Consider the following 17,154-nt stretch of genomic DNA (forward strand, 5'->3'; position numbering starts at 1 on the left):
CTCTGAAAAAACAGGAGAAAGTATCTGCATAGCAGGTGAAAACACGGTATAATAACCAATATTATAACCGGCTAAATAGCCTGTAATTAAAATAATTTACAGAAAAGGAGAATATTATGGCTAAGCTTTACATTAATCCAAAGGTTAAAAAAGGTAAGATCAACAAAGAGATTTACGGACATTTTTCTGAGCATCTCGGAAGATGTATCTATGAGGGAATCTATGTAGGGGAGAATTCTGAGATACCAAATGTAAACGGAATGCGTAAGGATGTTGTTGCAGCCCTTAAGGAACTTAATATACCCGTACTTCGCTGGCCCGGCGGCTGCTTTGCAGATGAATACCATTGGAAGGATGGTATCGGACCGAAGGAAAACAGAAAGAAAATGGTTAATACTCACTGGGGCGGCTTAGTAGAAGATAATAGCTTTGGTACACACGAATTCATGGAGCTCTGTGATCAGATAGGCTGTGAACCATACATCAATGCTAACTTAGGCAGCGGAACCGTACAGGAAATGTCTGAATGGGTAGAGTACATGACTTTTGACGGAATCTCTCCTATGGCTGGCTTAAGAACAGAGAACGGCAGGAAAGAGCCCTGGAAGGTAAAATATCTTGGAGTAGGAAATGAAAGCTGGGGCTGCGGCGGAAATATGACACCGGAGCACTATGCCAATGAATACCGCAGATATCAGACCTATTGCAGAAATTATGGAGATAACAAACTATATAAGATAGCCTGCGGTGCCAATGCCGATGATTACAACTGGACCGATGTAGTAATGAAAATAGCCGGAAGACATATGGACGGACTTTCCGTACATTATTATACACTGCCTACAGGTGACTGGTCCAAGAAGGGCAGTTCCACAGAATTTGATGAGCAGTTATGGTATCAGACACTTAAGAAGACACTCTATATGGAAACCCTCATAACAAATCATGATACGGTCATGAGTAAATATGATCCTGAAAAAAGAGTAGGACTTCTGGTAGATGAATGGGGAACCTGGTTTGATGTGGAACCCGGAACCAACCCAGGCTTTTTGTATCAGCAGAGCACCATGAGAGATGCTCTTGTGGCAGGCATTAACTTAAACATCTTTAACAAGCACTGTGACCGCGTTAAGATGGCAAATATCGCACAGTTGGTAAATGTACTTCAGGCGGTAATCTTAACAGAAGGTGACAAGCTGATACTTACTCCTACCTACCATGTGTTTAATATGTATAAGCATCATCAGGAAGCACAGCTGGTTGACAGCAGTCTGGAAGCTGAACTGATTGGTCTGGAAGATATTAACAAGGTTCCTAACCTTCATGAATCCGTATCAATTGGAGAAGACAATAAGCTGCACATCACTATTAATAACCTGTCTGTAAGTGAGGCATATGAAGTGGAGAGCATAATTGCAGAGACAAAAGTGAGAACTGTAAAAGCTACTCTGTTATCTGCAGATTTTAACACCTATAATACCTTTGAGAAACCGGATGCGGTAGAACCGGTAGAATTTAAGGATTATAAGATCACTGATAAGGGAATTTTATTTAAGATACCTGCATGCAGTGTACTTCATCTGGAAGCTGAGGTTGAGTAGTTAAATAACTACTTTAATACAATAATAAGAACTTAATAAACTGATTTAATATAAGGTTCCCATCCAAATGCAAATATCTTATACAGGTATTGGGTTTGGGTGGGAAAATGTTAATGTATGTGTGCTAAAGCGCACAGATGGGAGATAAGATGCAGAAACATCTAAAAATAGATACCAATCAGAAAGTTACTCCTCTGGGGGACTTGTATGGTATTTTCTTTGAAGATCTTAACCATGCTGCTGATGGCGGATTGTATGCAGAGCTGGTTCAGAACCGTTCCTTTGAGTTTGATCCTGTTGATAACAAGGCGTATCATGGGCTGACAGCCTGGGAGAAGCTTGAGAAGAAGGGGGCAAAGGTTATACTTGAGATAGAAGATAAAGCACCTATAAACAGTCGTAATCCTCATTACCTTACTGTTACGGCTGATGCCATCGGAGAAGGTGCCGGCTTTATAAATTTAGGCTTTAATACAGGTATACCCGTTGAAAAAGCAAAGACCTATCGATTCTCCTGTTATATAAAGACAGAAACAACGGCTGTAAAACCGGTAGTCATTAAACTCACAGGAGCAGAAGGGGAAATCCTTGCAGAAGGAAGTCTGCAGCCTGAGAACAACGGCTGGAAGAAATATGAGTTTACGCTTACAGCAGTAGCTACAGATTATTCCGGACGACTTGTAATAGAAGTACAAGAGACCGGAAAATATTATTTCGATATGATATCCCTGTTCCCCGTGGATGTCTATAAAGGCAGAAAGAACGGTCTAAGAGCAGATATCGCAGAACTTCTGGCAGATTGTAAACCAAAGTTCATGAGATTTCCCGGCGGCTGCCTGGTACATGACGGTTCCCTGAACAGTGAGGACAGAGATTCCCTTTACAGGTGGAAGAATACTCTTGGACCTGTGGAAGAAAGACCGTCCAGAAGAAACAATTGGGGATATAATCAGACTTTGGGACTGGGATACTTTGAATACTTCCAGTTCTGTGAAGACATCGGAGCCAAACCCTTACCGGTACTGCCCGGTGCATATGACCCTCATCACCAGAGAATGGTACCCATAGAGGAACTTGGACCCTGGATACAGGAGGCCCTGGACTTAATCGAATTTGCCAATGGTGATAAGAATACAGAGTGGGGTAAAATAAGAGCGGAACTTGGACATGAAGAACCCTTCCATTTAGAGTATCTTGGAATAGGAAACGAAGAAATCGGAGAACCCTTCTTTGAGCGTTATACCTACTTCCACAAAGCCATAAGAGAGAAATATCCAGACATTAAATTAATAAATTCCTCAGGACCTTTTGCAGCAGGAAAAGAATATGAAAGAGGCTGGACCTCAGCCAGAGAAAACGGGTCAGACCTTGTGGATGAGCATTATTATCAGTCTCCGGAATGGTTTCTGGCCAATTATCACAGATATGATACCTTTAAAGCAGAAGATCCCAAAGTATTTCTGGGAGAATATGCAAGCTGGGGAAACACCTATTACAATGCCCTGGCAGAAGCAGCCTTTATGACAGGTCTTGAGCAAAATGCCCATGCAGTGGGACTTGCCTGCTACGCACCTCTTCTTTGCAATACGGACTACGTGAACTGGCGTCCGGATATGATCTGGTTTAATAACCATGAAGTATTTGGAACCGCTAACTACTACGTACAGAAACTCTTCATGACGAATCAGGGAGAATACCTGTTAAAAACCACTGGAGAGAACTTTACCGAGTCAGAAACAGCAGAAGGAAATAAACCTCTCAGCGGAAAGCTAATAATCTCTGCCGCAGTAAATACAGAGGTAACCTGCCGTGAAATCATCTTTGAAGATATAACCACCGGAGAAATTAAAAAAGCCCAAGGAGCTGCCTTAAAAGAAGGAGAACAGCTGGAGTTGTTTGACACAAAATCAAACCACTACCGTTTAAAATTCATCGGAGAGAAAAAGAGCGGAACCAGAGGCTTTGAGATCAGCTTCGGCTATGAGAACAGAGAAAACAGGGCCATCTGGGAACTGGGAGGCTGGCAGAATCAGGATTGCCTAGTCAGCTCAATGGTAGAGGGAAGAGGCTCCTGTCTGACACAATCCTTCTTCGTAGTTGAGAATAACAGAGAATACCAGCTGGAATTAGAAGTAGAGGGCAGAAAGATAAGAACCTATATAGACGGCGTCTTAATGAATGAAACAGAAGATAAGCTGCCAATCCTTAAGGACCTCTATTATACCGCCAGCATAGAAAACAACGGTGATTATATCGTCAAAATGGTCAATGTAAAGGAAAATCCTATTACCTTCACCTTAACCCTTGAAGGTCAGGAAAACACTAATTTCAAAGGCAGCCGCTATATGATGTCCGGTTATGGACTGGATGACATGAACAGCTTTGAAGAACCTAAAAAGATAAGTCCTGTACAGGAAGCTGCAGTACTGTCAAACGGAACAGGAGAGATTACTCTTCCCGGGCATTCAATTGCAGTGCTGCGTTTGTCAAAAGATAGGTAGTTTAGGGTAGGTAATGGAAGGAATGGTGACTGGTGGCAAAAGGCTGGGTTTATCACAAGGGGACGGCAATTTGCAGAAAACAGAAAGGCTCATACTTCAATTCCAAGGTATAAGAAGTCCTAATTCCTCTGAATATTTTGTGCTGGACATATTTTAAAACAGATAACTCGCTGCGCTCAAACAATCTGTTTTAAAATATAGCACAAAATTTTCAGAGAAAAGGACTTCTAAATACCTTTCCATAGGCGTATTCGTCCTTTCTATTTTCTGCAAATAGCCTGTTACTGATTGAAAAAGGGCTTTTTAAATGTTCTTATTCTAGGGGGGATATTACCCTAAGAAACAACAGAACCCTACTTTAATATTTTCCATCTTAAATATACCATCATTATTTTTATTAATACCGAATACCGGTTGTTTTTATGAAATCATAAAAGTAACCGGTATTAATTGTATCACCATAAAAATAAACCACCGGTTAGATCAGGTTAGACCGGTGGGTTCCCAGTTAGCTTTAGCTTCAAGCAAAAAATCCTATGATATATTATTTACGGGTTTGCAAACCACAAAATACATAGGAGTTACCCAAAATGGATATGAATAGCTTAGCCCCACAAATGGGAAGGCAAGTATCATTTGGTTTTTGGACCAAAATACAGAAGGCAACGAATATATAGAAAATTAATAGCAGATGTAACATAAATACTGAGTACATTATGCAACTGAAAAGGAATAAAAGAGTATGTGGCAGATTGGATTAGATATAGAATATAAACCATCTTAGATTGATCCTTTCATGTTATAGCTTATGTAAAAGTCTTATGATTAATCATTAATTTACTTCTTCCAGAAAAAAAGACTGATTACGGGTCTTATTAAAAATATAGAATATGAAGCATTTATAGGTGCCGTACATTATTTGGAAGGCAACCTAAGGGCTGTCATTTGAAATATATGCATGTTACCGAATAAAGTAAAAAAGGTATTGCAAGCTAAATCTGTCAGGCAAACAGTATTCTGTAACCAGATGATTTGTGCTTCTGTTTAGGAGTTTTGCATTGAGAGGTCCCATAGGACACTTAAGTGGCAGAAACTGTGACTAGGTAAGCCAGTGCCACTGTTTGAGCAGCACAACCTGCCGCGACCAAAGCTCTCCAGCGAGTTTGGCACTGACTTACCTGCCAGGAACAGTTACTGGCACTTTAGTGGAATATGGGTTCTCGAACAGCAAAATGCATAAACAGAAGCACAAATCATCGTCCACAGCCGCAACCTCCCGTTCGTCACCAAAATAACCAACCAATCAACCAACTATCACAGCCACACACCATCCAAATTCAAAAAACTCTTTTATTATTATAATAGAAATGGTATAATGTACAATACTAAATAAACTAGGATACTCAAACAATCTACGTTTATAGCCAATTGTGCCATTGGGCATCAATAAAAAGGATGAAGGAAAATGAAAAAGAAAGTTAAAGTAAAAGGTGCGCTGCAGTCCTATCTAAGATGGCCGCTTTTTCTGTCTTTGCTTTTAATAGTCATGGATATCGGAATAAACCTAGCAGATAAAAAAGCCGGCATGATGATGAACGGCTTTGTTGTTGTGTATATCATTATAGCCATGGCATTATACTTTTTTAAAAGACCCGGTATCCTTGGTGACATTGTACGTTTTGCCGCTGACTACGGACAGGTGCAGAAACAGCTGCTAAAGGATATGGCGCTGCCTTACGGAGTACTGGATTGTCAGGGAAAGCTTTTGTGGGGAAACAATGAATTTCTTGAAGTGGTTGGGGATGAAAAGCTGGCGAAAAAGAACATTTCCAAGATTTTTCCTGAGATAACGGATGCGGTATTGCCGGTGGATGTCCAGGATCAGGTTATTCATCTGACGAAAGGCAATTTCGCCTACCGAATACTACTGCGTAAGATAACCGCTAACAGCTTTTTTGATGACCAGGGTTGGGATATTGCAGAAGAGGGAAATGGAGACGATTCCAACAGCCTGATAGGAATGTATATATACGATGAGACAGAGATTAAATCCCTGGCCCGTTTAAACCAGGATCAAAAGATGATAACCGGACTTTTGTATATTGACAATTATGAAGAAGCCCTTGAAAGTATCGATGAAGTAAGAAGATCACTGCTGGTAGCATTAGTAGACCGTAAGATTAATAAGTATATGCAAAGTATAGATGCCATTGTAAAGAAGATGGAAAAGGACAAATATATCTTTGTATTTAAATTCAAGTATCTGGCACAGCTTCAGAACAACAAGTTCAATTTGTTGGAGGAAGTGCGAACCATCAACATCGGAAATGAAATGTCGGTAACCATCAGTATCGGACTTGGTGTCAATACAGAATCCTACCAGGCAGGTTATGAATATGCCAGAGCGGCTATTGATCTGGCACTTGGCCGCGGAGGTGACCAGGCGGTTGTCAAAGATGGTGACAAGATATCATATTACGGCGGTAAGAGCATCCAGCTTGAGAAGAGCACCAGGGTAAAGGCCAGAGTAAAAGCCCATGCTTTGAAGGAATTTGTGGAAGCAAAGGACAAAGTAGTGATAATGGGGCATGCAATTGGTGATGTGGATTCTTTCGGTGCTGCCATCGGTATCTATCGTATCGCCAAGACCTTAAATAAGAAAGCCCATATTGTAATCAATGAGGTTACTACGTCAGTTAGACCACTAATGACCAGATTCATCAACAATCCGGATTATGAAGATGATATGTTCTTAAAAAGTGAGCAGGCCATTGGCATTGTAGATAACAATACCCTTCTTGTAGTTGTGGATGTCAACAGGCCAAGCTATACGGAATGTAAGGAATTACTGGGATTAACCAGAACAATCGTAATCCTGGATCACCATAGACAGACCGGCGAAGCCATAGAAAATGCCGTACTTTCTTATATTGAGCCCTATGCCTCTTCTTCCTGTGAGATGGTTGCGGAAATTCTTCAATATATCGGTGACGGGTTAAGGCTGAAACAGGTGGAAGCGGATGCCATGTATGCTGGTATAATGATAGATACGAACAATTTTCTGACCAAAACGGGTGTAAGAACCTTTGAGGCGGCGGCTTTCTTAAGAAGAAGCGGTGCAGATGTAACCCGTATCAGAAAAGCTTTCCGTAGTGATATGGATGAATATAAAGCAAAGGCAGAGGCAATCAGTGGAACAGAAGTTTACATGGAGCATTATGCCCTGACTGTATGTAACGGTGCCGGACTTAGCAGTCCCACGGTTTTAGCGGCCCAGGTTGCCAATGAACTGCTAAATATTACGAATATCCGTGCTTCTTTTGTTTTTACGGAATTTAATGATAAGATATATTTAAGTGCCAGATCCATTGATGAAGTGAACGTACAGCTGATTATGGAAAGACTTGGCGGAGGCGGACATATGAGTGTTGCCGGAGCCCAGTTTACAGGTTGTACTTTATCAGAGGCAGTATATAATCTTAAGACAACACTTTCAGGTATGAAAAAAGAAGGCGAATTATAAAGCAACACGATGTGAATGTATGAAGGAGGCTTAATTATGCAGATTATATTATTACAGGATGTAAAAGCATTAGGAAAGAAAGGGGAACTGGTAAATGTCAGTGATGGCTATGCCAGAAATTTCATACTCCCCAAAAAGGTTGGTCTTGAGGCCAATGCCAAGAATCTGAATGACTTAAAGCTTCAGAAAGCAGCAGAAGAGAAAAAGCAGAAAGAAATCCTGGAAGAAGCAAAAACCCTGGCAAAAGACCTTGAAAGCAAGACCCTGGAACTTAAGATAAAGACAGGAGAAGGCGGTAGAACCTTTGGCTCCATCTCCTCAAAAGAAATAGCCCAGGAGTTAAAGACACAGTACAGTCTGGATATTGATAAGAAGAAACTACAGATTAACGATCCAATTAAGACAATCGGAACACATACAGTACCTGTTAAGCTGCACCCTCAGGTAACAGCGGAATTAAAGGTTAAGGTAAGTGAACTATAATATATAAGCTGTGAAGATTTTTTTACATGGATAAAGTAAAAGCTAAAATTCATCTTATATAGGATAATTATTATCCGGTATAAAACCGCCGGGATAGAAGAATCGCCAGGAATTTAGGGAGGAAATACGGTGGATGAGGCATTTATAAAAAAAGTACTTCCTCATAACGGGGAAGCTGAGCAGTCGGTAATTGGCTCTATGATAATGGATAAGGATGCCATAGCGGGGGCTGCCGAGCTGCTTACAGGAGATGACTTTTATCAGCAGAGATTTGGTGTGCTGTTTGAAGCTATCTTGGAATTATACAATGAGGGTAAGCCGGTTGACCTGATTACCCTTCAGAATAAATTAAAGGAAAAGGAAGCACCGGAAGAGTTAAACAGCCTGGAGTTTTTCAGGGATATTATAGCATCCGTGCCTACCTCAGCCAATGTCAGATATTATGCGAACATTGTAAAAGAAAAGTCTACCTTAAGACAAATGATTAAGGTTACGGAATCTATTACCAACGATTGCTATATGGACAAAGAAAAGTTAGAAACCATTATGGAGGATTCCGAAAAGAAAATGTTCGATATCCTTCAGAAGAGGAATACCGGAGACTTTGTAAGCATCAGGGATATTGTGTTTAAATCTCTTGAGAGTATAGAAGCTGCAGCCAGAAATAAAGGCAGTGTAACCGGTGTTTCTACAGGTTTTTATGATTTGGATTACAAAACTGCCGGGCTTCAACCCTCGGATCTTATACTTATAGCGGCCAGACCCTCTATGGGTAAGACGGCCTTTGTTCTTAATATTGCTGAGTATGCTGTTTTAAGAGGAAATGTAACAACTGCCATTTTCAGTTTGGAAATGTCAAAAGACCAGCTGGTAAAACGTATTATGTCCATGCATTCCAAGGTTAATTCCCAGTCAATCAGAACCGGTGAATTATCGGATGATGACTGGATTAAGCTGGTGGAAAGTGCCAAGGAGATTGGTAATTCCAATCTGATAATTGATGATACCTCCAGTATTTCCATCGGTGAGCTTCGGTCAAAGTGCAGAAAATACAAGCTGGAATTCAATCTTGGGCTTGTAATCATCGATTACCTTCAGCTTATGACAGGCAGTAAGAAGAATGAGTCCAGACAGCAGGAAATATCAGAAATCTCAAGATCCCTAAAAGGGCTTGCCAGAGAATTAAATGTACCGGTGGTCGCACTGTCACAGCTTAGCCGTGCCGTAGAACAGCGTCCGGATAAAAGGCCCATGCTCTCCGATCTTCGTGAATCCGGAGCTATTGAGCAGGATGCGGATATTGTAATGTTTATTTACCGTGATGATTATTATAACCATGATTCTGAGGAAGCCGGTATCTCTGAGATTATTATCGGTAAACAAAGAAATGGTCCTGTAGGAACGGTAAAGCTTGCCTGGCAGTCACAGTTTACCAAATTTGCCAATCTGGAAAGAGGATAAGGCAGTGGTGCTAATTGTGTCAGGCTGAAAGAAAATGAAATATGCTGTAAAAAGAAGACTTTTTAAAAGAAAAATTATCTTTTAGAAGTCTTTTTTTGTTTGGGGATAAGGTCTTTTTGGGTCTGCTGTCGATGAGAAACTCAAGAAAATCCCCGCTTTTTATTGCATTGGACAACCTCTATGTTATAATAGAATTAATGTAAATAAATGACAAATCAGAGGAGGATGAGGAATGCAGGAAATGCGATATATGATATCGGAGGCCTCAAAAAAAGTGGATGTAGAGCAGCATACCTTACGCTATTGGGAAGAAGAACTCGATATACATATTCATCGGAATGAGATGGGTCACAGATATTATAAAGAAGAAGATATTGAAATGTTTAAAGCTGTCAAAATATTTAAAGAGAAGGGGTATCAGCTGCGAGCAATAAAAATGCTATTACCGGAACTTAAGAAATTAAAGAATCTGGATGAGGAAGAGGTTGGCAGGATTAAGGAAGAATGGGACAGAAAATATGTGGACGAGCTGTCAGAAGAGGACACCCATTCCATACCTTTAACAGAAAAGAGTCTGCCGGCAAGGAGTTCTGAGAAGGAAGTTGAGGGCATCCTTGGAAAACCTGAGCAAAAGCTGGGGCAGTTTAAGGTGATAATGCAAAGTCTCTTTATAGATGCCTTAAAGGATAACAACGAATTAATGGCAGAGACTGTCAGTGAAAATGTAACAGACCGTGTTATCAAACAGATGGATTATCTGCTGCGTGTAAAAGAGGAAAGAGAAGAAGAAAGATTTAAACAATTTGACCGTACATTGCGTGAGATTCAGCTTGGGCGGGCAGAAGCTGCCGCAGGATTTCTAAAGAAAAAGAAAAAAACAACCTTTGGCAGAGGGAAATCAAGATAAATTCCTTCCCCTTGCCTCGTTCCATATAAGAGCCACTGATATGGCGTAAAATTACGCAAGGCAGTACTTGCGACCTGACATGCCTGAATTTTAGACGGATTGTAATAGGTTAACAAAAAAAGACAATAAAAAAAGACCGCTGCTTTCTAATTTACCAAGGCAACAGTCTTTTTATTGAATATATTAAGCTTCAATAGCACCTGTAGGACATGTAGCTGCACAAGCTCCGCAATCAAGACAGGCATCAGCATCAATTTCATAATGACTAGCACCTTCAGAAATTGCAGAAACGGGACATTCTCCAGCGCAAGCGCCGCAGCTAATACATTCATCACTTATTTTATATGCCATAATTATGTACCTCCTTTATATTTTTTTCATCTATTATTTTAATATAAACAAGCCTATAATACAAGTAAAATATACAATATCTTTCTGGGTAAAGATACCTTGACGATTACTGTTCACTCCACTGCAAAATACCGCAGTTACGTGACAGTAACACGCTTCGCGATGCGCACAAAACGCAAAAGCGGTGTTTTGTCGCTGCAATTCTCCGGTTTTCTGTGACTTTCGCTTCGCTACACTCACAAAAAACACGTTGCGTTAGTGGCGCTGAACGTAACCCTTGACGTACTTCCTTACTTAGATTATAATGTAAGAGTTAACAGAGCAAAATAAGCACATCTTTAGATAAACAAGGAGGAATTAACATGGCACAGGTATCAAAAGATATGACAATCGGTGAAATTATCATGGTTGATCAGGGTGTTGTACCTATTCTCTTAGCTTCCGGAATGCATTGCATCGGATGCCCTTCATCTCAGGGAGAATCCTTAGAAGAAGCAGCTATGGTACACGGAATGGACGCTGATGAATTATTAAGCACAATCAACGAGTATTTAGAAACTAAATAATGAAACGATACAAAAAAAGATTCTGTGACACCTTATAAGGTGTATTACAGAATCTTTTTATTTTGATTTTCTGTATCGGAAGTATGGATTACAGTTCAGATAAAACCTGTATTGCCTTACCCTTTATAATCTGCTCAAAATGCTCATCGTAAAAATAAGTGCTTGCATAAGTTGTAGGCTCAAGTCTGCCGTATTCGGAAACGATATTGCAGATTTTATTAAATTCTTCCGGAGTATGTTCTGATTTGGAAATTACCAGATAATAAACGGAATTTAAGGGATTCTTATAGAGTGTATTAACTCCAAAGTAGCAATGTGAAATAACGCTGGCAAGCTTTTCGACTTCATCTAACGACTTAAAAGAATATACTTTCATAAGATTGGTCTGATAAGATACGGATTTGGCTTCCGTTAGTTTTTCAGAAGGTTCTTCTTTGTTAATGGAAAGGGCTTCCGCTAAGGGAACAAATTCTTCTGAATCCTCTGAGGTGTTATCAGAAAGCAGATCATCAATCTGTCCAAAGGAACTAATGATTTCATCCGCATAGGAATCGTCATTGTCATCCTCATATATATTATCACTGTCGTGATCGTCTGGCGAAAATTTGGAGAACCTGGTATCAAGCTCATCAGGATCTTCTACCTTAGTTATAACCAGAATAAGGCATTCCGGTGAAACTGGTATTGCTTCTATCATAAGTGGTATATCTTCAGCTTCAAATCCAAATTCGTAATTCGCCTGCTGCATCATATCACGGAACAAGGCTTTTGCTTTCTCACTGCCATAAGCTAGCTCACTAATACGTAACTCCCGATCCACTAAATCATCTCTGCTCAAAGTACAGCGAATCTGACGTTCGCTAATTTTCTCTATCTTCATAGAATCACATCCTTTTCTATGTGCTGGCGTGCATCGAAGTTAAGCATGCCGCGCAGGCATTCTATTGCTGAAACAGACAATAAGTGCTGCAACATTGATATAGTACTAGGTAGAAAGATATCTATAGTGATGTTGTATTCAAAGTATAATTTATAAGTTTTACTTAGTCAAGTGATTTTTTCCGCCAATTTCTTGGATTTTCAAACATATGGGGAAATTTATCAAATGTGATTTGGCAGATTATTCGTTTCATAAAAGAACCTGCTTATAACTTTAATATATGCCCTGAAGTTCTAAAGATTACACTATTTTATACCAGGAAGAATCAGGTTGTCTTGCGGGGAAGTTAAATTATTACATATAATAATATAAAATATTTTGAAGGATATTAATAATGGGCTCCGGCAATTCAAACAGATCCAATTTCATTGAAGTAGATAACAAACACAATTTTTATCAAAGTCGATTTGCAGAACCAAAGTTAGCAACAGGATAAAATTGACCTTATAATTGACCTCTTTGTATGGAACTAATAGTTTGCCCAAATAATATATTATAACTCCTTTTTATAACTCACCAGGTATTTATATCCTGGTAAAAGTGACGGAGAATACGCGAAATGTTTGTGAATTAATATTACTAAAAAATGGTTGAGAATACTTTCCGGGGAAGATATAATAAAAGTGGAATCCTTGATATATTCCCGCTTAAACCGAAAAGAAAGGAGACAATGAAAAATCCGATTTGGTTTGGTAAATATCAGATAATAAAAAGCCTTGGAAAAGGCGGCAGCGGAGAAGTTTACCTGGCCAGACATATAAAGTTATCTTCTCTGTGTGCGATTAAACGTATCAATAAGGGGCACACCCTTCACGAACAGCTGCTTCATGAAGCTGTTATCTTAAAGAATCTGTCACATCCTTGCATTCCTGTAATTTTTGATTTTGAAGAAGATGAAGAATATTCCTACATTATTGAACAGTATATGGAGGGAATACTTCTGAAAGATTACTTAAAGAAAGAAGGCCGTCTAACGGAAGCTTTAATTCTATCTATTGGAATTTCTATCTGCGATCTGTTTCTTTATTTATACTCTATTAATGATCCCGTTCTTTATCTGGATTTGAATCCCGGCAATATTATTCTAAAAGATAACACGGTAAAATTAATTGATTTCGGAGCTTGTGTATATAAAAACAACGCTGAGGCCAGAAAGTTCTCTTTGGGTGCCAGAGGGTTCGCTGCCCCGGAATTGAACACGAAAGCTGCTCCGGATGAAAGAAGTGATGTTTATGCCATTGCTGCCCTCTTAAAGGCGATGATTATGGGTGATGGCTATAACCACAAAGAGAACAAAGGAGATAGAACAGCAGAAAAAATATACTCCAGGGAGCTTCTTCGTATCCTTCAGAAATCTTTGGGACACCAGTCTATATTACGCTATCCTACGGTTGCTATGCTAAAAAAGAAATTAACGGAGCAAAATCGGAGATATAAAAGCGGCAAAGTAATATCAAGGGATTCCTTTACCGTTGCAGTAGGAGGAGTACATAACAGGACAGGGACAACCCATCTTGCCTTCCTTTTAAACAGTTACCTAAACAGTTTGGGAGTAAAAAGTATTTATATAGAAAGAAATACCTCAGGGCATTTAACTGAATTTCTAAACAGGGAAGGAGCCAAATTGCAGTCGGATGGCATCTGGCGGCTTAAGGGAAATAGCTACTTGACAGGGGCAGGACTTGCCACAATTCCGGAAATTATCAATTATAAAGTGGTTATCAGCGATTATGGGGTAATAGAATTGGAAAAAGCTGAAATGTGGGAGGCCGGCTTAAAGCTTATTACGGCTGGAGGCAAGATGTGGGAGACAGAAAACATCAGACAAGTTCTTCCGGAGCTGGGGAGACCTTCTGTGAAAGTACTTCTTAATTATCTAAATGGAAAGCAATTCCGTGACTTCCTAAAAAACTTTGGTGAAGGTAATTTTATACGTATTCCCTATGAGCCTGATCCCTTTAATCCTTCGTTAGCCGATGAAATGAAGGATTTTCTGGACGGACTGATAGAGGAGTTATAGAATGAAAGAGGTGAGAACATGAACTTTCTTAAAAAATGCGGCTGCCTTAACAGGAATGGGAATAAAAATTTGGGCAGATTATCAATAGGAATAACTTCTGCCTTTAAGGGAGCCGGTGCAACTCATCTGGGGCTTATGCTTACTTCCTGTATGAGTGAAGGTCTGGGGCTTAAGACCGCATATCTTCACTGTCAGAGCAGTAAGGATATTGCATATTTGTATAATTACTTTCATAGGCTGAATGAAGGAGGAAGGCAGGAAGCTTTTACGGTAGCCAATGCAACCTTCTACCCTTATGTCAACAGTGAGATGATTGCTCATATTCTGGCAGAAGGATATGATAGTGTTGTCCTGGATTTCGGCAAAGACTATTCTGAATATAAGGAAGAGTTTCTTCGTTGTGATAAGAAGATTACTGTTGGCAGCCTCATTCCCTGGAAGAGATATTATCTGGAGGAGTTTATAAGAAAATCAGAGAACGTAACCGGCAGCGCAGAATGGATTTATGCGGTTACGCGCACAGACTCAAAGACTGCGTCAAAAGAAGCGAAACAGCTGCAGAAGAAATTATTCGTAATTCCATTTCTGGAAGATCCCTTTTATCTGTCATCGGAAGCAATGAACATTACAAAAAGTATTATTTATTAAGAAAGAGCTGATAAAGGTTAAGTATAACATATCACAAATGACCGACTTATCCAAAAAACAAGTAAAAGGTTGGAGTATCCAACAACTTGGTCCCAGGCTTTCTCATTTATGAACAAAAACAGGCCTGCATTCCGTATCCTCAATACAGCAGGCACTTGGGGGTATAGCATTATAATGTATAAATGTCTCTTAATAGGGATAAAATACCAAATAATGACTATACCTCCCTCTTTATTTCCGTGAAAAACTATGGGATTTTGGAAAAAAGTCGAATTTCATAATGACGGTAATTAGAATCAATGCTATAATAGTAACAGTTGAAACGCACTGTAAAGAGGATACAAATTTATGCCTGTGGCCCAAAGTTTGCAGGCTGTGAGAAAGGCATGGTTATTAATATGAGGAGACAAAGGAATATGACAGTGGCAGGGATATCTGTAGCACTGCTGATATTACTGATTTTAATCATAACTGCTGTTGTAAAAAGGTTTACTCCCAGTGATGAGCACATGGAACTGAAAGATTACTATCCCGTTAAGGGGAAAGAAGTACAGGTAATTCTGCAGGATACATTATATGAGAAGAAGGGAATTCTGCAAGATGGTCAGGTGTATCTTGATTATGAAACAGTGAAGGATATTTTCAATGACAGATTTTATTGGGATGAGAATGAGAATATTTTAAGTTATACCACGCCTAATGAGATTATCAGAGCAGAAATCGGAAATAAATATTATAATGAAAATAACGGATCCATAGATACAGATTATCAGCCGGTAATTTTGGATGGACAGACCGTTTATGTTGCCATAGATTTTGTGAAGCAGTATTCTGATATGCATTATAAATATTATAAAGATCCCTCAAGAGTAGTTGTTGAATATAAATGGGGTGATATACTAGTTACCAAAGCAAAGAAGGAAGCTCAGTTACGTGTAGAAGGAAATATCAAAAGTGATATCTTAAAGGATTTAACCCCTGAAGATGAGTTGTTATTACTGGATACCGACGAAGCTTCAGCAGGAAAGTTCTACAAGGTAATATCAAAGGACGGTATTATTGGTTATGTAAAAGCAAAGCAGATGGTAAAACCTTTTTATAATACATTAGAGAGTAGCTATAGTCCCCCTGAATATTCACACATATCCCTGCAAGGTAAAGTAAATCTTGTCTGGCATCAGGTTACAAATCAAGATGCAAATAAGAGCCTTACGGATCTGCTGGCTAATACCAAAGGAGTTAACTGTGTTTCTCCTACCTGGTTTAAACTGGCTGATAATAACGGAGGTATTACCTCCCTTGCCAGTGAAAGTTATGTGGAGCGTGCTCATAACTTAGGGCTGCAGGTTTGGGCCCTGGTGGATGATTTTAGCACGGAGGTTGATAAGAAAGAAGTCTTATCCCACACCTCTAAGAGAAAGAAACTTGTAAATGTACTTGTTGCAGAAACGATAAAATATGGGATAGATGGAATCAACATCGATTTTGAGAACATTCCCAGTGAAGCAGGAGAAGATTATATACAGTTCATACGGGAGCTTTCCGTTAAATGCCGCAGTAACGGCATCGTTCTGTCCATTGACAACTATGTACCCGCCAGTTACAATTCCCATTACAACTGGGAGGAGCAGGGAGCAGTAGCAGATTATGTAATCATTATGGCATATGACGAGCATCACAGCGGCTCAGAGGTCAGTGGCTCTGTGTCCTCCATCAGCTTTGTAGAAAAGGCAGTAACTGAAATTACGAAATACGTTCCCAAGGAAAGAGTTGTAATGGGAATTCCTTTCTATACCAGACTGTGGAAAGAAGAAAAACAGGAGGATGGAACTGTTAAGGTAACCTCAGAAGCATATGGAATGCGAGCGGCCGAGAATTTCTTAAAAGACAATAACGTTACGGCAGAATGGGATGACGCAACCGGTCAGTATTACGGGGAGTTTGAAAAGGAAGGTATCCTAAATAGAATGTGGCTGGAGGAGGAAGATTCTCTGGAGGCAAAATTAAAAGCAATTTCTGGTGCTGATGTAGCCGGAGTTGCCGGCTGGAAGCTTGGGCTTGAAAAGGACAGTGTCTGGAATGTAATCGTGAAATATTTAAATTAAAGGAGTGGAACCTGTAAAGTGATTCATAGGGCTCGGATTTAGCTCATA

12 protein-coding genes and 1 pseudogene are annotated in these 17,154 nt (G+C 39.7%); 11 read left to right on the forward strand and 2 right to left on the reverse strand.

The genetic code is table 11. The features are described from left to right. The first annotated feature begins 116 nt into the window (after positions 1-116). The 7 genes and pseudogenes from BR73_RS0103580 to BR73_RS0103605 all read left to right on the forward strand — a co-directional run bounded on the left by BR73_RS0103580 (position 117) and on the right by BR73_RS0103605 (position 10,476). Positions 117-1,601 (forward strand): alpha-N-arabinofuranosidase, encoded by a 1,485-nt coding sequence (locus BR73_RS0103580; RefSeq protein ID WP_033164434.1) that lies wholly within the window; start codon positions 117-119, stop codon positions 1,599-1,601. Positions 1,602-1,750: 149 nt separating this feature from the next. Next, positions 1,751-4,102 carry an alpha-L-arabinofuranosidase C-terminal domain-containing protein gene (locus BR73_RS0103585; RefSeq protein WP_033164435.1) on the forward strand — a complete coding sequence of 784 codons (2,352 nt, stop codon included), beginning with the start codon at positions 1,751-1,753 and terminating at the stop codon, positions 4,100-4,102. A 590-nt stretch (positions 4,103-4,692) separates the two neighbouring features. Next, positions 4,693-4,783 (forward strand): annotated as a pseudogene (locus BR73_RS28615) (IS200/IS605 family transposase); the annotation flags it as partial. A gap of 784 nt (positions 4,784-5,567) precedes the next feature. Then, positions 5,568-7,625 (forward strand): DHH family phosphoesterase, encoded by a 2,058-nt coding sequence (locus tag BR73_RS0103590; protein ID WP_033164436.1) that lies wholly within the window; start codon positions 5,568-5,570, stop codon positions 7,623-7,625. A gap of 36 nt (positions 7,626-7,661) precedes the next feature. Then, positions 7,662-8,108 carry a 50S ribosomal protein L9 gene (rplI, locus tag BR73_RS0103595; RefSeq protein ID WP_033164437.1) on the forward strand — a complete coding sequence of 149 codons (447 nt, stop codon included), beginning with the start codon at positions 7,662-7,664 and terminating at the stop codon, positions 8,106-8,108. Positions 8,109-8,237: 129 nt separating this feature from the next. Continuing rightward, complete coding sequence (dnaB, locus tag BR73_RS0103600) at positions 8,238-9,569, forward strand: replicative DNA helicase (protein WP_033164438.1); 1,332 nt, start codon at positions 8,238-8,240, stop codon at positions 9,567-9,569. Between the two features lie 232 nt (positions 9,570-9,801). Continuing rightward, positions 9,802-10,476: a helix-turn-helix domain-containing protein gene (locus BR73_RS0103605; RefSeq protein ID WP_033164439.1), complete on the forward strand. Its 675-nt coding sequence runs from the start codon at positions 9,802-9,804 to the stop codon at positions 10,474-10,476. A gap of 183 nt (positions 10,477-10,659) precedes the next feature. On the opposite strand, the gene BR73_RS0103610 is transcribed toward BR73_RS0103605, so the two are convergent. Continuing rightward, positions 10,660-10,827, reverse strand: coding sequence for a 4Fe-4S binding protein (locus BR73_RS0103610; RefSeq protein WP_081848524.1), 168 nt, complete (start codon positions 10,825-10,827; stop codon positions 10,660-10,662). Between the two features lie 362 nt (positions 10,828-11,189). Between BR73_RS0103610 and BR73_RS0103615 the strand changes: the two genes are divergently transcribed. Further along, positions 11,190-11,393: a DUF1858 domain-containing protein gene (locus BR73_RS0103615; RefSeq protein ID WP_033164441.1), complete on the forward strand. Its 204-nt coding sequence runs from the start codon at positions 11,190-11,192 to the stop codon at positions 11,391-11,393. Positions 11,394-11,481: 88 nt separating this feature from the next. On the opposite strand, the gene BR73_RS0103620 is transcribed toward BR73_RS0103615, so the two are convergent. Next, positions 11,482-12,273 (reverse strand): adaptor protein MecA, encoded by a 792-nt coding sequence (locus BR73_RS0103620; protein WP_033164442.1) that lies wholly within the window; start codon positions 12,271-12,273, stop codon positions 11,482-11,484. A 730-nt stretch (positions 12,274-13,003) separates the two neighbouring features. Here BR73_RS0103620 and BR73_RS0103625 point away from each other — a divergent pair. From BR73_RS0103625 to BR73_RS0103635, 3 genes are all read left to right on the forward strand, one after another. Further along, on the forward strand, positions 13,004-14,353 hold the full coding sequence (locus BR73_RS0103625; RefSeq protein ID WP_033164443.1) for a serine/threonine-protein kinase: 1,350 nt from the start codon (positions 13,004-13,006) through the stop codon (positions 14,351-14,353). An 18-nt stretch (positions 14,354-14,371) separates the two neighbouring features. Further along, complete coding sequence (locus BR73_RS0103630) at positions 14,372-15,001, forward strand: hypothetical protein (protein WP_033164444.1); 630 nt, start codon at positions 14,372-14,374, stop codon at positions 14,999-15,001. 416 nt (positions 15,002-15,417) lie between these two features. Next, complete coding sequence (locus BR73_RS0103635; RefSeq protein WP_051684936.1) at positions 15,418-17,106, forward strand: glycosyl hydrolase family 18 protein; 1,689 nt, start codon at positions 15,418-15,420, stop codon at positions 17,104-17,106. The last annotated feature ends 48 nt before the right edge of the window (positions 17,107-17,154 follow it).

The organism is Clostridium sp. KNHs205, from assembly GCF_000702945.1.
Taxonomy (GTDB): Bacteria; Bacillota; Clostridia; order Lachnospirales; family Lachnospiraceae; genus Anaerocolumna.

What these genes read in the sequence shown, in the direction of transcription:
- rplI (WP_033164437.1), top strand. Translation starts at nt 7,662, where the DNA reads ATGCAGATTATATTATTACAGGATGTAAAAGCATTAGGAAAGAAAGGG.
- BR73_RS0103580 (WP_033164434.1), top strand. Translation starts at nt 117, where the DNA reads ATGGCTAAGCTTTACATTAATCCAAAGGTTAAAAAAGGTAAGATCAAC.
- BR73_RS0103635 (WP_051684936.1), top strand. Translation starts at nt 15,418, where the DNA reads ATGACAGTGGCAGGGATATCTGTAGCACTGCTGATATTACTGATTTTA.
- BR73_RS0103590 (WP_033164436.1), top strand. Translation starts at nt 5,568, where the DNA reads ATGAAAAAGAAAGTTAAAGTAAAAGGTGCGCTGCAGTCCTATCTAAGA.
- BR73_RS0103615 (WP_033164441.1), top strand. Translation starts at nt 11,190, where the DNA reads ATGGCACAGGTATCAAAAGATATGACAATCGGTGAAATTATCATGGTT.
- BR73_RS0103605 (WP_033164439.1), top strand. Translation starts at nt 9,802, where the DNA reads ATGCAGGAAATGCGATATATGATATCGGAGGCCTCAAAAAAAGTGGAT.
- BR73_RS0103625 (WP_033164443.1), top strand. Translation starts at nt 13,004, where the DNA reads ATGAAAAATCCGATTTGGTTTGGTAAATATCAGATAATAAAAAGCCTT.
- BR73_RS0103585 (WP_033164435.1), top strand. Translation starts at nt 1,751, where the DNA reads ATGCAGAAACATCTAAAAATAGATACCAATCAGAAAGTTACTCCTCTG.
- BR73_RS0103610 (WP_081848524.1), bottom strand. Translation starts at nt 10,827, where the DNA reads ATGGCATATAAAATAAGTGATGAATGTATTAGCTGCGGCGCTTGCGCT.
- BR73_RS0103620 (WP_033164442.1), bottom strand. Translation starts at nt 12,273, where the DNA reads ATGAAGATAGAGAAAATTAGCGAACGTCAGATTCGCTGTACTTTGAGC.
- BR73_RS0103630 (WP_033164444.1), top strand. Translation starts at nt 14,372, where the DNA reads ATGAACTTTCTTAAAAAATGCGGCTGCCTTAACAGGAATGGGAATAAA.